Here is a 13694-nt window from a genome sequence, read left to right on the forward strand (position 1 = left end):
GGTAAGTTGCGCGCCGGTTTTGTTGCTGGGCAGCTAAGGCTGTCATGTAACACGGGGCAACTTGGGCCCAACTAATTTTAGAGGACCTCCACTTGCCTATTTTTTCTTTGTTGCGCAATGCCCTGCTGGTCGGCGCCGGACTGACGATTGCCGTCAGTGTCCAGGCTGCGCCCACAGTGCATATTTATAATTGGTCGGATTACATCGCTCCAAACACCTTGGCCGATTTCCAGAAGGCCACCGGCATCAAACCGGTTTACGACGTGTTCGATTCCAACGAAACCCTGGAAGGCAAGTTGCTGGCCGGGCGTACAGGTTATGACGTGGTCGTGCCGTCCAACCACTTCCTCGGCAAGCAGATCAAGGCCGGCGCGTTCCAGAAACTCGACCGCTCGCAACTGACCAACTACGCCAACCTCGACCCGGTGCTGCTCAAGCGCCTGGAACAGAACGATCCGGGCAACCAGTACGCCGTGCCGTACCTGTGGGGCACCAACGGCATCGGTTACAACGTCGACAAGATCAAGGAAGTGCTGGGCGTCGACAAGATCGATTCCTGGAGCGTGCTGTTCGAGCCGGAAAACATCAAGAAGCTGCACAGTTGCGGCGTGGCGTTCCTCGATTCCGCCGATGAAATGATGCCGACAGTCCTCAACTACATGGGCCTGAACGCCAACAGCACCAACCCCGAAGACTACAAAAAGGCCGAAGCCAAGTTGCTCGCGGTGCGGCCTTACGTGACCTACTTCCACTCGTCCAAGTACATCTCGGACCTGGCCAACGGCGACATCTGCATCGCGATCGGGTTCTCCGGTGACATGTTCCAGGCCCGGTCCCGCGCAGCCGAAGCCGGCAAAGGCGTGAAGGTCGCTTACACCATCCCGAAAGAGGGCGGCGCGCTGTGGTTCGACATGCTGGCGATTCCAAAGGATTCGAGCAATGTCAAAGAAGCCCACGCGTTCATCAACTATTTGCTGAAACCTGAGGTGATTGCCCAGGTCAGTGATTCGGTCGGCTATGCCAACCCTAATCCAGGGTCGGACAAACTGATGGAACAGTCCATCCGCACCGACGTAGCGGTTTATCCACCGCAAGCAGTGCTCGACAAGACCTACGTGTCGGTCGAGTTACCACCGAACATTCAACGTTTGATGACCCGCAGCTGGACCAAGGTCAAGTCGGGTAAATAGCTTCAAGGCTCAAACTATCCAAGGTTGGCTCACCTCGAGCGAACTGCACTCTTTTTTTCTGGGAGTTTCGTAAATGGCAGTTGCCTCCGGCGCCTATAAGAAAGCCCTCGAGGGCGACCAATCACCTAAACAGGTGTTGGTCAAAATCGACCGGGTCACGAAGAAGTTCGACGAGACGATTGCGGTGGACGATGTGTCCCTGGAAATCAAAAAGGGTGAAATCTTTGCCCTGCTCGGCGGTTCGGGATCGGGCAAATCCACCTTGCTGCGGATGCTCGCAGGGTTCGAACGGCCCACGGAGGGGCGCATTTACCTCGACGGCGTCGACATCACCGAGATGCCGCCGTACGAGCGACCGATCAACATGATGTTCCAGTCCTACGCCTTGTTCCCGCACATGACCGTGGCGCAGAACATCGCCTTCGGCCTCAAGCAGGACAAGATCTCGTCGTCGGAAGTCGATGCCCGCGTAACTGAAATGCTCAAGCTGGTACAGATGAGCCAGTACGCCAAGCGCAAGCCGCATCAGTTGTCCGGTGGCCAGCGTCAGCGTGTAGCCCTGGCGCGTTCGTTGGCCAAGCGGCCGAAGCTGTTGCTGCTCGATGAACCGATGGGTGCACTGGATAAAAAACTCCGTTCGCAGATGCAACTGGAGTTGGTCGAGATCATCGAACGCGTCGGCGTAACCTGCGTCATGGTGACCCACGATCAGGAAGAGGCCATGACCATGGCCGAGCGCATCGCGATCATGCACCTGGGCTGGATCGCCCAGATCGGCAGCCCGATCGACATCTACGAAACCCCGACCAGCCGTCTGGTCTGCGAGTTCATCGGCAACGTCAACATCTTCGAAGGTGAAGTGATCGACGACGCCGAAGGCCACGCGACCATCACCTGCAAAGACCTGGATCGCCAGATCTACGTCGGCCACGGCATCAGCACCTCGGTGCAGGACAAGTCCGTTACCTACGCGATTCGCCCGGAAAAACTGCTGGTCACCGCCGAAATGCCGACCTGCCAATACAACTGGTCCAGCGGCAAGGTCCACGACATTGCCTACCTCGGCGGCCATTCGGTGTTCTACGTCGAATTGCCGAGCGGCAAACTGGTGCAGTCGTTCGTTGCCAACGCCGAGCGCCGTGGCCAGCGTCCGACCTGGGGCGATCAGGTCTACGTGTACTGGGAAGACGACAGCGGCGTGGTACTTCGCTCATGAACATGCGCAAACTCAAACGCCGACTCAATCGAATAATTCCCGGTGGCCGCCAACTGGTCATCGGGGTTCCGTTCATCTGGCTGTTCATGTTCTTCATGCTGCCGTTCTTCATCGTCTTGAAGATCAGCTTCGCCGAAGCCGACGTGGCGATCCCGCCGTACACCGAGATCTACAGCTTCGTTGACCAGAAGCTCCAGGTGCTGTTGAACCTGGGCAACTACGCGATGCTCGGCGACGACGAGTTGTACATCGCTGCCTACCTCGGCTCGCTGAAGATGGCGTTTTTCAGCACCATCCTCTGCCTGCTGATTGGCTATCCGATGGCCTACGCCATCGCCAGCGCCCGTAAAGAGCTGCAAACGGTGCTGGTGCTGCTGATCATGATGCCGACCTGGACCGCGATCCTGATCCGCGTTTACGCGTGGATGGGCATCCTCAGCAACAACGGCCTGCTCAACGGTTTCCTGATGAGCATGGGCTGGATCAACGAGCCGTTGCAGATCCTCAACACCAACCTGGCGGTCTACATCGGCGTGGTTTATTCGTACCTGCCGTTCATGATCCTGCCGCTCTACGCCAACTTGGTGAAGCACGACCATAGCCTGCTGGAAGCCGCGTCGGACCTCGGTTCGAGCACCTTCAACAGCTTCTGGAAGATCACTATTCCGCTGTCCAAGAACGGCATCATCGCCGGCTGCATGCTGGTGTTCATTCCGGTGGTGGGCGAGTTCGTGATCCCGGAACTGCTCGGCGGTCCGGAAACCCTGATGATCGGTAAAGTGCTCTGGCAAGAGTTCTTCAACAACCGCGACTGGCCGGTGGCGTCTGCCCTGGCGGTGGTGATGCTGTTGATCCTGATTGTGCCGATCATCCTGTTCAACCGTAGCCAGGCCAAAGAAATGGAGGGCAAAGAATGAAGCGCTTCAGTTTCTCGAGCTTTATGTTGGTGTTCGGTTTGCTGTTCATCTACGCGCCGATGCTGATCTTGGTGATCTACTCGTTCAACGCCTCGAAACTGGTAACAGTTTGGGGCGGCTGGTCGATCAAGTGGTACGTCGGCCTGCTCGACAACACCCAACTGATGGGCTCGGTGATGCGCTCGCTGGAAATCGCCTGCTACACCGCGATTGCGGCGGTGGCGTTGGGCACTCTGGCGGCGTTCGTCCTGACCCGGATCACCCGTTTCAAGGGCCGCACGCTGTTCGGTGGCCTGGTGACTGCGCCGTTGGTGATGCCGGAAGTGATCACCGGTCTGTCGCTGTTGCTGCTGTTCGTGGCCATGGCGCAGATGATCGGTTGGCCGCAGGAACGCGGCATTGTGACGATCTGGATCGCCCACACCACGTTCTGTGCGGCGTATGTGGCGGTGGTGGTCTCGGCGCGCTTGCGTGAGCTGGACCTGTCCATCGAAGAGGCGGCCATGGACCTTGGCGCGCGGCCGTGGAAGGTGTTCATCCTGATCACCATTCCGATGATCGCGCCATCATTGGCGGCGGGCGGGATGATGTCCTTCGCGCTGTCGCTGGATGACCTGGTGCTGGCGAGCTTCGTCTCCGGCCCGGGTTCGACGACCCTGCCGATGGAAGTGTTCTCGGCGGTACGCCTGGGCGTGAAGCCTGAGATCAACGCGGTGGCCAGCCTGATCCTGTTGGCGGTATCGATCGTGACCTTCATGGTCTGGTTCTTCAGCCGCCGTGCCGAGGAAAGCCGCAAGCGGGCGATTCAGCAAGCGATCGAAGAAGGTGCTGCCGATTCCTGGAAGCAACCGGACGTGCGTCGGGCGCAGGCGCCGGAAGCGGCTTAAGCCTGATGCAGGGTTGACCCCATTCTTGTGGTCAACCCGGTTCAAATGTGGGAGCGGGCTTGCTCGCGAAGAGGAGTGTCAGTCGACATCAATGTTGCCTGACACACCGCTTTCGCGAGCAAGCTCGCTCCCACAGTTGTTTATGCAGCCCAAGGGGATTTGCGGATGATCTCGACAAAGTTCATCGGTTTGAACCCCGGCTCGCTGTCCACCAGCACATCCGCATTCACCGTGCCGAACGTGGTGTCCGGCTTGTGTTTGAAGCCATTGGCGAACGCACAGAGGATGCATTCCTTGAAACCTTCGCCACGAGGGTGGGCATGCACCACCGCCTCGCGCTGCTGCGTCGGGAACGCCGCGTAATCGATGCCCAGCACATCCATCTCGACACCCGCTGTGACCAGCGCCACGTTCGGCCGCAGGTGTTGCGGCACGCCCGGAGTGGTGTGCAGCGCAATCGACAACCACACTTGTTCGATATCGTCATCGCTCAGCCCGAAAGGCTTGAGGAAGGCTTTGGCGGCATTGGCACTGTCGACTTCAAAGCGCTCGTTATCACTGCGCTGACCTTCCACCAGACCCAAGTCATGGAACATCGCGCCGACGTACAGCAACTCCGGGTTGTAGGCCAGTTGCTTGCGTTCACCGCTCAAGGCGCCGAACAGAAATACACGGCGCGAGTGGTGATAGAGCAGGTCGGATTCGACGTCGCGGATGTATTCGGTGGTGGCTTTGGCCAACGCGCTGTCGGGGATTTTGATACCGGCAATGATGCTGCTCATAGTGCTTTCCTCATGGGGAACGCCGTGGCGGCGCTGATGGGTAAAGTCTGTGCCTGCACCTGAAACCGGACAATCGATCCATGGCTGCGATCCCGGCCAATGAGCAGGCATATCGCGCCAACCTCGCTTGTTGGGGCTGGATTGGCTAGGGTGAAGCGTTGTCGCGCACTTCAAACAGGTGACTACCTGTGGCGACGGAGCTTGCTCCCGCTGGGCTGCGAAGCGGCCCCAAAACTGCAACCTGGTTCTGTCAGGCATCTCGCATCCAGAGGTTTTACGACTGCTGCGCAGCCGAACGGGAGCAAGCTCCCTCGCCACAGGTCAGTGTTGATACTTGAAGCCAGAGAGGCGTTTCGAACCATGCAAAAAACCGTCGCCATCGTGGTGTTTTCCGGCGTTCAGTCGCTGGACGTCACCGGGCCCATGGATGTGTTCGCCGAGGCCAATCGTTTTCTGGCGCCGCAGGATCACTATCGGCTGGAAGTGATCGGCGTCGAGCGCGGGATGATGCCGTGTTCCAACGGTTTGTCCTTGAACGCTCACCGGCATTTCAGCGAAGCGCTTGAGGCTTATGACTTGCTGCTGGTGGCCGGTGGGCCGCAGTTGCCGTTCATGGATTTTGGCGTGACGTTCGACGCCTGGCTGCGGGACGCGAGTGCGCGGGCGCAACGCTTTGGTTCGATCTGCAACGGCGCGTTCATGCTCGCCCGGGCCGGTTTGCTCGAAGGACGAACTGTCACAACTCATTGGGGCGACGCAGCTGCGTTGGCGGCGATGTGTCCGTCGACGCAGGTGGAGGCTGATCGTTTGTACGTGCAGGACGGCGAGCTTTACACCTCGGCCGGGGTAACGGCGGGGATTGATTTGTCGCTGTACCTGTTGGGTCTCGATCACGGTCCGGAAGTCGCACTCAGCGTCGCCAAACGCCTGGTCGTGTTCACCCAGCGCTCGGGCGGGCAATCGCAGTTCAGCCCGTTCCTCACACCTCACGCCGAACCGACTTCGGCGGTGGCGCTGGTGCAGCTCTATGTCCTCGCCAACCTCAACGGCGACCTGACCATCGCCGACCTCGCCAACGCCGCCAACATGAGCGCTCGCAACTTTTCCCGGGTGTTCGCCAAGGAAGCGAAAGTGACCCCGGCGGAATTCGTCGAGCGGGCGAGGGTGGATGCGGCGCGGGTGCTGCTGGAAAGTACGCGGTCGCCGCTCAAGACCGTGGCGTATCAATGCGGGTTTCGCGATGCCCAGCACATGCGCAGTGTGTTCAACCGCCGGCTCGGGGTGACACCGCAGCAGTTCAGGCTGAACTTTGCGGCGATGGTCTAGGACGGTTACGAGAAACCATTGTGGCGAGGGGGCTTGCCCCCGTTGGAGTGCGCAGTACTCCCAAATCCGATAAACACGGTGTGCCTGATGCAGCCGGGTTTCAGGTTTTGGGGCTGCTCGCAACCCAACGGGGGCAAGCCCCCTCGCCACAGGATGTGTGTCAGCCCTTCAACGAGTCATACGCCTCCAGCGTGCGCAGCGAGTAGATATACGCCGCGCCGGCATTCAGCGAAATTGCCGTCGCCAGGGTCGCCGCGACTTCTTCGCGACTCGCTCCAGCCTTGATCGCCGCATCGGTATGCGCGGCAATACAGCCATCACAACGAGTAGTAATGGCCACGGCAATGGAGATCAATTCGCGAGTCTTGGCATCCAGCACGTCGTTTTCCGCAGCGGCTTCACCAAGGGCCATGTAGGCCTTGACCATTTTCGGGTTGCTCTTGCCCAGCGCGCCAAAAGCTTTCTGGATGGTGGGCAGCAGTTCGGACCAGTTATTGAACATTGCGTTAACTCCTGAGCAGGTTGGGTGTACTGTTTCGACACGTTCAGTCTTGCTCCTTGGCGCGGTTCGGGTTTGTTCGATCCGCTCAGATCTTTCCTCGATGCGCTCAAATGAATCCGATCGATAAACTCATCACGCTGGCCAACGTTCGCGGCAGTCTGGACCTGCGCTGCCAATTCCAGGGCGACTGGGCGCTGGCCCATGGGCAGGAAGCGCTGGGTATGGCGCCTTATCACATCGTATTGGCGGGCGAATGCCGCGTGGAGTTTCCCGACGGCCAGCGTCTGCCGATGCGCGCAGGCGATATCCTGCTGCTGCCCGGCGGCACGCCCCACGTTATCCACAGCCCCGGAAAAACCGTCACCCCGACTGTGCCGAAGATCATCGTCGGTGGTGCGTTGCAGGTGCATCGCATCGGTGGTGCGAGCGCGGATCTGGACATGCTCTGCGGGACCTTCCATTACAACCGCGCTTCCTTGCTGTTTGCCGCGCTGCCCGCGTATTTGGTGATCCCCAGCGGTGCGCTCCCGGCCAATGGGCCGTTGCCGGCGTTGGTCGAGGTGTTGCGCGGTGAGGCGGAGAGCAATCAGGCCGGGGCGAAGTTTTTGCTCGACGCGTTATCGCAGGCGTTGTTCACCCTGATGCTGCGGGCGCATCTGGCGACGTTGGGGCCAGCCAGCGGCACACTGGCGCTACTCGGTGATAAACGCCTGGGCCGCGCCTGGCAGGCGATGCTGGCGGACCCGGCCCATGAGTGGACCATCGAAGGTCTGGCGGAAACGGCGAACATGTCCCGGGCGACGTTCATGCGCGCGTTTGTGAAGGTGGCCGGCGTGTCGCCGTGGGTGTTGCTGACGCAAGTGCGGATGGAGTTGGCGTTCAGTTTGCTGAGCCAATCGCACCTGGGGTTGAGCGATATTGCGCTGCAGGTCGGGTATCAATCACAAGCGGCGTTCAGCAAGAAATTCAAGGAGATTTATGGCGAGGCGCCGGGGAGGGTGCGGCGGGGGATTTAGATTTTGGGGTGTTTGTGCGGGCCTCTTCGCGAGCAAGCCCGCTCCCACAGTTGACCGCGTTGTTTGCACGGACACGGTCCGATGTGGGAGCGGGCTTGCTCGCGAAGACGGCAATCCGAACAACAAAAAACTACCGCGCCGGCAACAGCTTCAACGTACTCCGGGTATTCGCCGTCACTTCTTCATCACTGAAATGCGCCTGCAAATAAACCCCTTCGATATACGCCTCAGCCTGGTCGTCATAGTGGCTGTCGAACGGCACGCCGCTCTGGCCGACCGGGTTGATGGTCAGGCTGTGGGCCGGGTCGGCGAAGTCGATCAGCCGCCGGGTCGACGGGCCATACGTCACTGGCCATGGCGCCGGGCCAATCTTGGCCGAGAGGTTGTTCGGTACTTCGTGGCTGCCGGGAGCGGCGAACGGGCCGACGTTGAAAATCCGGTCCAAAGGCTTCTGCATCCCCAGCGGATGACCGTGGGTCAGCGTGTGCGCCTTGCCCCACTGCCACTGGGTGAAATCAGCACCCAGCGTGGTCTTGAGGTGCGCAATGCTCGCCTGCCACGCGACCTTCACCGTGTCGGCGCGGGTTTCCTTGGCCGGGGTGTTGCGGTTGTCCCACCACGGCGAATCCGGGCTGGCGGCCAGGCGCGGTAACGCAGCGTCGATCACCCGGGTCGAGAGCAGCGTTTCAAAGAAGTCGTTGCCCAGTTCATCGCGCATCGTCGCGTCGGCCAGGTTGTACAGAAACTGGTTGAACACCGTGGCATTGATTGAATCCAGCGGGTAATCGCCTTGCCACTGGGCCAGTTGCTCCACCAGTTTCTGTTCGGCCGAGTCAGTGACCACTTCACGCAATACCGGCAGCAACGGCGCCAGCAAGCGCGGGCCGTAAGCGGTGGTGGTACCCAGTTGCAGCTTCTGGTTGGCGTCGTTGTCCCACTTCACGTTTTTGTCGTTGAGCTGGCGATTGAGCTGTTGACCGCGGTCGGCCAGGTTGTAGTAGCCGGGAATCTCCATGCCGGTGGGCGAGACGGGTTGGAAGTTGGCCGAGACGATATAGCCCCGCGCCGGGTTCTCTTCCTGGGGGTTGGCGCTGAACGGGTAGAAACCTTCCTTGTCCGCCTGACTGGTGCTGCCATCGAGGATGAAGCCCGGTTTCACTCCAGCCGGGCGCTTGGGCAGCAGGGCCGAGGCCCACCAGCCGATATCACCCTTGGCATTGGCGTAGACGATGTTCAACCCCGGCGCCTGAACCTTGGCCGCTGCGGCGCGGGCCTTGGCCAGGGTGTCGGCACGGTTGAGCTGATAGAAGCCTTCGAGAATCGGATTCGGCGTTTCGAGGAACGCCCACCACATGGCGACCGGCGTCTTGCCGGCGGCGGTGCCGAGCACGTCGTTGATGATCGGGCCATGAGGCGACTGACGCAGCGTCAGCGTGACCGGCGCCTGGCCTTTCACGGCGATCTGCTGTTCGGTGCTGACCATGTCCACCCACTTGCCGCGATACCAGACCTGGTTCGGGTTGTCCGGGTTGACCTTCTCGGCGATCAAGTCCAGGTCGTCATTCTGGAACATGGTCAGGCTCCAGCCGAAATCCAGGTTGTGCCCCAGGAACGCGAACGGCACCAACGCCTGATGGTGACCGTAAAGCTCAAAGCCCGGTGCCGACAGTTGCGCCTCGTACCACACCGACGGCACCGAGAAGCGAATGTGCGGGTCACCGGCCAGCAGCGGCTTGCCACTTTTGCTGCGGTTACCGGAAATGACCCAGGCGTTGCTGCCCTCGAACTGCGGCAAACCGTTCTCGGTCATGGCTTGTTCGCTCAGGCGAGCGAGGGCGTTCAGGTCTTTCCAGTCGCTGGCGGCCAGTGCCGGGCCGGGTTTGGCGCGGGCCTTGGCCAACACGCCTTTGGGCTGCCAGTCGAGGTCGAAGATGTTCAGGTAGTCGGGGCCGAGCTGATCGCGGACGTAGGTCAGCAATGGCTCGGTGCGAAACGCGGCGGCAAAGCTGTAGGCCATGTAGCCGGCGACGCTGATGCTGTCTTCGGCGGTGAAGGGGCGTTTGTGGATGCCCAGCACGTCAAACTCTGCGGGTGCAGCGTGGGTGTCCTGATATTGGTTGATCCCGTCCAGATAAGCTTGCAGGGCTTTCCACGCCGGTGACTGACGATCCAGCGCGGCCACATAGCTCTCGGCACGCTCGCGGATGCGCAGGCTGCGGAACAGTTTGTCGGTGTCCACCAGTTTCGGCCCGAGGACTTCCGCCAGTTCGCCACGGGCCAGCCGGCGCATGACCTCCATCTGGAACAAGCGGTCCTGGGCGTGGACGTAGCCGAGGGCGCGGTAGAGGTCGGTTTCGTTGTCGGCGCGGATATGCGGTACGCCGCGCTCGTCGTAGCGCACGGTCACCGAACCTTGCAGGTTGTTCAGCGTCACCTGGCCCTGGCGCGTCGGCTGCTTGCTGTAGATGTAGCCGCCCACGCCGATGGCGAGCGCGACGATCAGCAAGGCAAGTACGGTCAGGACGCGTTTCATGGTGACTCCTTGTTCTTCGAGATTGCCGCCCGTGTGGGCTGCAAACATGTAGCACAGACTTTCTGTGCCGGGCACCCACCGTCCTTGAATAGTCCGGAATGCCTTACTTCACTTCCACCGCCCACGGACAATAGCAACCCACCGCCAGCGTGTGGGTGGCGTTCACCGTGCGGCCTTCGTTCAGCGCTTGCAGGATCGGTTCGATAAAGCTGTTGCTCGAGTTGCAGGTCAGGCCTTCACTGTACGGGCCGAAATACGCGAGCTTGCCGGCGCGGTCCCAGATCGCCACCGCCGGGCTGGCGGGGATCTGCTCGGAGCCGGGCAGTACGGTGATGGTTTTCAGGCTGCTCAAGGTGCTGGGCAACTGGCCGTGGCTGCCGGGTTTTTGTACCGAGTAAAACTCGACGCCCTGCGGTACATAGCGCTCAACCAGTTCGGTGAGGTGCTGTTGATTGCCAACGTTGCACGGGCAGGCCGGGTCCCAGAAATGTACGAGGCGGATGGCGCCGGGGCCGGCGAGGTTGTCGGGCAGGCGCAATGGGTCGCCGGAAAACACCGCGGTGTGCTCGCTGAACGCCCGCAGGTAGCGACCCTGAAACCAGTCGTACGCCGCCCACAGCACGCCGGCACACATGAGGACGAGCAGGCTGGCAAGCAGAGTGGTGCGGTAGGCCGGACGCATGGGTTTCGATCCTCGAAGGTCGGCTAGCTTGCCATGCTTGCCGCGACAGATGAATATCGCAGGCCCATAAAGTCTGTTTCACGTTCTGGAATAACCATGCCTGCCACTTTCACTCCCGATCATTTGCGCGCCGGCCTGCGGCCATTGGCCGAGTGGCAGCCGTTGTCGACTGAGGGCCAGGCCTATCAGACGTTTTATGGGCTGGATTTCCCCGGACGTACGCTGCGCAAGGGGCTCGGTCGTTTCGCGGTCGATGGTTATGAGGTGGTCAGCCAGGTCTGGTGGCCGGCGCGGGCGAAGGCGACGTTGTTCCTGTTTCACGGCTTCTACGATCACACCGGGCTCTATCGGCATGTGATTGAGTGGGCGCTGGATCAGGGGTTTGCGGTGATCGCCTGCGATTTGCCGGGGCATGGCCTGTCCAGCGGCGAGCGCGCGAGCATCAAGGATTTCGCCGAGTATCAGGACACCCTGCAAGGCTTGTTCACTGAAGCGCAGTCGCTGAATTTGCCGCAGCCGTGGCACCTGTGCGGGCAGAGCACTGGCGGGGCGATCGTGATTGATCATGTGCTGAACCAAGGTGCGAACAGTCCGGCTCAGGGTCAGTTGATTTTGCTGTCGCCGCTGGTACGACCGCGAGCCTGGGGTTGGTCGCAGTTGAGCTATTACCTGCTCAAGCCCTTCGTCAAAGGCATTGCCCGGCGTTTCAGCGAGAACTCCAATGACCCGGCGTTCTTGCCATTTCTGCTCGCCGACCCGTTGCAGCCGCTGCGTTTGCCGACGGCGTGGGTGGGCGCGTTGGGACGCTGGATCAAGCGCGTCGAGGCCGCACCGAACAGCCCACGACGGCCGCTGATCGTGCAGGGGCAGGCGGACATGACGGTGGACTGGGAGCACAACCTGGAGGTGTTGAAGGCCAAGTTTGATCGGCCGCAGGTGTTGATGCTGCCTGAGGCGCGGCATCATCTGGCGAACGAGACGCTGGCGTTGCGGGAAGAGTATTTCGGGTTTTTGACGAAGCGGATTAAAGGCCGGAATCTGTAGCGGCTGTTAGGGCCTCTTCGCGGGCAAGCCCGCTCCCACATTTGAAATGCATTCCAATGTGGGAGCGGGCTTGCCCGCGAAGGCAATCTTCCAAACGCCCAAAATTACTGATTTAAATTCGAGGTGCTTTGCCCCACCGCCAACCCCGCGCGAATCGCCGCCAGCGCTGCCTGGTAATACGCCTTGCCCTCAGCCGATTCGGCAAACGTGGCGAATTCTTCCAGTTCGTTATCCGACAAGTCGCGATAAACGTAGAGCAGCGTGTTGTTGAGGTCGGTGCCAATCTGATCCATCAAGCGCTGGCGCTGACCATTCAACATCCCTGGCGCCTGACCGCCACCGAGCAAACCGGGGATCATCGAACTCAGACTGTCCGCCGCGATGCCGGCAATTGCCAAGGTGACTTCAGCACCTGCCTCGCGGGCCGGTAAGGCTTGGGCCAGATGGCCGATGATCAACAGACGCGTGTCGCTGGCCTCGATCTTGGGCAAGCCCTTGGCGTTTTTCGCCAGTTGATCGCGCCGGGTCGCCAGCAGTTCGGCGGCGACGATTTTCTTGCCCAGTGGAGTTTGAAAGAAAGTCAGGGCCGGTTTCGGGTCGGCCAGGGTCTTGCGCAATTGCGCTTCGGCGCGCTGGTCCATGGCTTGGGGGGCGAAGCGCTGGTTGCTGTTGTTCACCAGAGCCTGAAACACCGCTGGCGGCAAGCTGTTCTGGTAGCGCTGCTGAGCGGCCGAGAGTGCGTCGTTGAAATGCGCGCGTTGGTCTGGCCAACCGGCGACCTTGTACAACTGGTCGTGGCCGTCTGCCCAAGCGGGCAAAACACAGAACATCAACAGTGAAAAAAGCAAACGGCGCATAGGGACTCCTGTCAGCAGGCGACTATTCTCCGTGCGGTACAAGAACTTGTCGAGAATTCGTATCAGCCCGCTGCGCGGCTCTGTCGGATTTGCAGGCACAGGAATACTATGCGCGCCATGCAAATACCCTCTGATCACCCGCTGCTGTTACGTATCGTCGACGACTTGGCCGAACGTGGCTGGTCGCGGCAGAATATTTTCCTGCCTCTGGGTCTGACCCGGGAACTGGCGGCTGAGTGCCGTAAACGTGCGGCCGAGGGTGAACTGGCCCCGGCGGCGGTGGGCCGTGGGCCGACTTCAGAGATTCGCGAAGGCATTCGTGGCGACCACATTCAGTGGCTCGAACCCGGTGAAACCGAGGCCTGCGACAGTTATCTGAGTTTGATGGACAGCCTGCGCGAGGCGATGAATCGCGGGTTGTTCCTCGGTCTGGAAGACTTCGAAAGCCACTTCGCCCTGTACCCGCCCGGTGCTTTCTACCTCAAGCATGTGGACCGTTTCCGCGACGACGACCGGCGCATGGTCTCGGCGGTGATCTACCTCAATGACGCCTGGCTGCCCGAGCACGGCGGCGAACTGCGCATGTACCTGGAGGATGGCGTCGAACACAACGTCGTGCCTACTGGTGGCTGCCTGGTGGTATTCCTGTCGGGCGAAGTGCCCCACGAAGTCCTGCCTGCGACCCGGGAGCGCCTGTCGTTGACGGGCTGGTTCCGGCGTCGTGGCAACGAGCCGTTCTGAT

General features: G+C 60.7%; 13 protein-coding genes. 8 read left to right on the forward strand and 5 right to left on the reverse strand.

Going from position 1 to position 13694, the window contains the following annotated elements; all coding sequences use genetic code 11:
* Positions 1 to 92: 92 nt before the first annotated feature.
* From AC1MEW_RS04845 to AC1MEW_RS04860, 4 genes are all read left to right on the forward strand, one after another.
* Positions 93 to 1190, forward strand: coding sequence for a polyamine ABC transporter substrate-binding protein (locus AC1MEW_RS04845; protein ID WP_201198689.1), 1098 nt, complete (start codon positions 93 to 95; stop codon positions 1188 to 1190).
* A 73-nt stretch (positions 1191 to 1263) separates the two neighbouring features.
* A complete protein-coding gene (locus AC1MEW_RS04850; protein ID WP_201198688.1) occupies positions 1264 to 2406 on the forward strand; it encodes an ABC transporter ATP-binding protein in 1143 nt (380 codons plus the stop codon).
* 35 nt (positions 2407 to 2441) lie between these two features.
* Entirely contained in the window at positions 2442 to 3323 is an 882-nt protein-coding gene (locus AC1MEW_RS04855; protein ID WP_201205056.1) for an ABC transporter permease subunit, read from the forward strand.
* Positions 3320 to 4210 (forward strand): ABC transporter permease subunit, encoded by an 891-nt coding sequence (locus AC1MEW_RS04860; protein ID WP_201256781.1) that lies wholly within the window; start codon positions 3320 to 3322, stop codon positions 4208 to 4210. The genes AC1MEW_RS04855 and AC1MEW_RS04860 overlap by 4 nt, the downstream gene beginning before the upstream one ends.
* 140 nt (positions 4211 to 4350) lie before the next feature.
* Here AC1MEW_RS04860 and AC1MEW_RS04865 read toward each other — a convergent pair whose 3' ends face one another.
* On the reverse strand, positions 4351 to 4992 hold the full coding sequence (locus AC1MEW_RS04865; protein ID WP_201256780.1) for an HD domain-containing protein: 642 nt from the start codon (positions 4990 to 4992) through the stop codon (positions 4351 to 4353).
* Positions 4993 to 5352: 360 nt separating this feature from the next.
* On the opposite strand from AC1MEW_RS04865, the gene AC1MEW_RS04870 reads away from it, so the two are divergent.
* The gene (locus AC1MEW_RS04870) at positions 5353 to 6318 is read left to right on the forward strand and encodes a GlxA family transcriptional regulator (RefSeq protein ID WP_201256779.1); all 966 of its coding nucleotides are present in this window, start codon (positions 5353 to 5355) and stop codon (positions 6316 to 6318) included.
* 160 nt (positions 6319 to 6478) lie between these two features.
* Here AC1MEW_RS04870 and AC1MEW_RS04875 read toward each other — a convergent pair whose 3' ends face one another.
* On the reverse strand, positions 6479 to 6820 hold the full coding sequence (locus AC1MEW_RS04875; protein WP_201256778.1) for a carboxymuconolactone decarboxylase family protein: 342 nt from the start codon (positions 6818 to 6820) through the stop codon (positions 6479 to 6481).
* A gap of 110 nt (positions 6821 to 6930) precedes the next feature.
* On the opposite strand from AC1MEW_RS04875, the gene AC1MEW_RS04880 reads away from it, so the two are divergent.
* Positions 6931 to 7836 carry an AraC family transcriptional regulator gene (locus tag AC1MEW_RS04880; RefSeq protein WP_201256777.1) on the forward strand — a complete coding sequence of 302 codons (906 nt, stop codon included), beginning with the start codon at positions 6931 to 6933 and terminating at the stop codon, positions 7834 to 7836.
* A 130-nt stretch (positions 7837 to 7966) separates the two neighbouring features.
* Here the strand turns inward: AC1MEW_RS04880 and AC1MEW_RS04885 are convergent, their stop codons facing one another.
* Positions 7967 to 10369, reverse strand: coding sequence for a penicillin acylase family protein (locus AC1MEW_RS04885; protein WP_201198674.1), 2403 nt, complete (start codon positions 10367 to 10369; stop codon positions 7967 to 7969).
* Between the two features lie 103 nt (positions 10370 to 10472).
* Entirely contained in the window at positions 10473 to 11051 is a 579-nt protein-coding gene (locus tag AC1MEW_RS04890; RefSeq protein WP_480425563.1) for a DUF6436 domain-containing protein, read from the reverse strand.
* 96 nt (positions 11052 to 11147) lie between these two features.
* On the opposite strand from AC1MEW_RS04890, the gene bipL reads away from it, so the two are divergent.
* Complete coding sequence (bipL, locus tag AC1MEW_RS04895) at positions 11148 to 12095, forward strand: phospholipase BipL (protein WP_201198670.1); 948 nt, start codon at positions 11148 to 11150, stop codon at positions 12093 to 12095.
* A gap of 104 nt (positions 12096 to 12199) precedes the next feature.
* Here the strand turns inward: bipL and AC1MEW_RS04900 are convergent, their stop codons facing one another.
* Entirely contained in the window at positions 12200 to 12952 is a 753-nt protein-coding gene (locus tag AC1MEW_RS04900; RefSeq protein WP_201198668.1) for a DUF2059 domain-containing protein, read from the reverse strand.
* Between the two features lie 108 nt (positions 12953 to 13060).
* On the opposite strand from AC1MEW_RS04900, the gene AC1MEW_RS04905 reads away from it, so the two are divergent.
* Positions 13061 to 13693: a 2OG-Fe(II) oxygenase gene (locus AC1MEW_RS04905; protein WP_201198666.1), complete on the forward strand. Its 633-nt coding sequence runs from the start codon at positions 13061 to 13063 to the stop codon at positions 13691 to 13693.
* Position 13694: the final 1 nt, after the last annotated feature.

The sequence above is a fragment of the Pseudomonas sp. ASL4 genome, assembly GCF_056680395.1.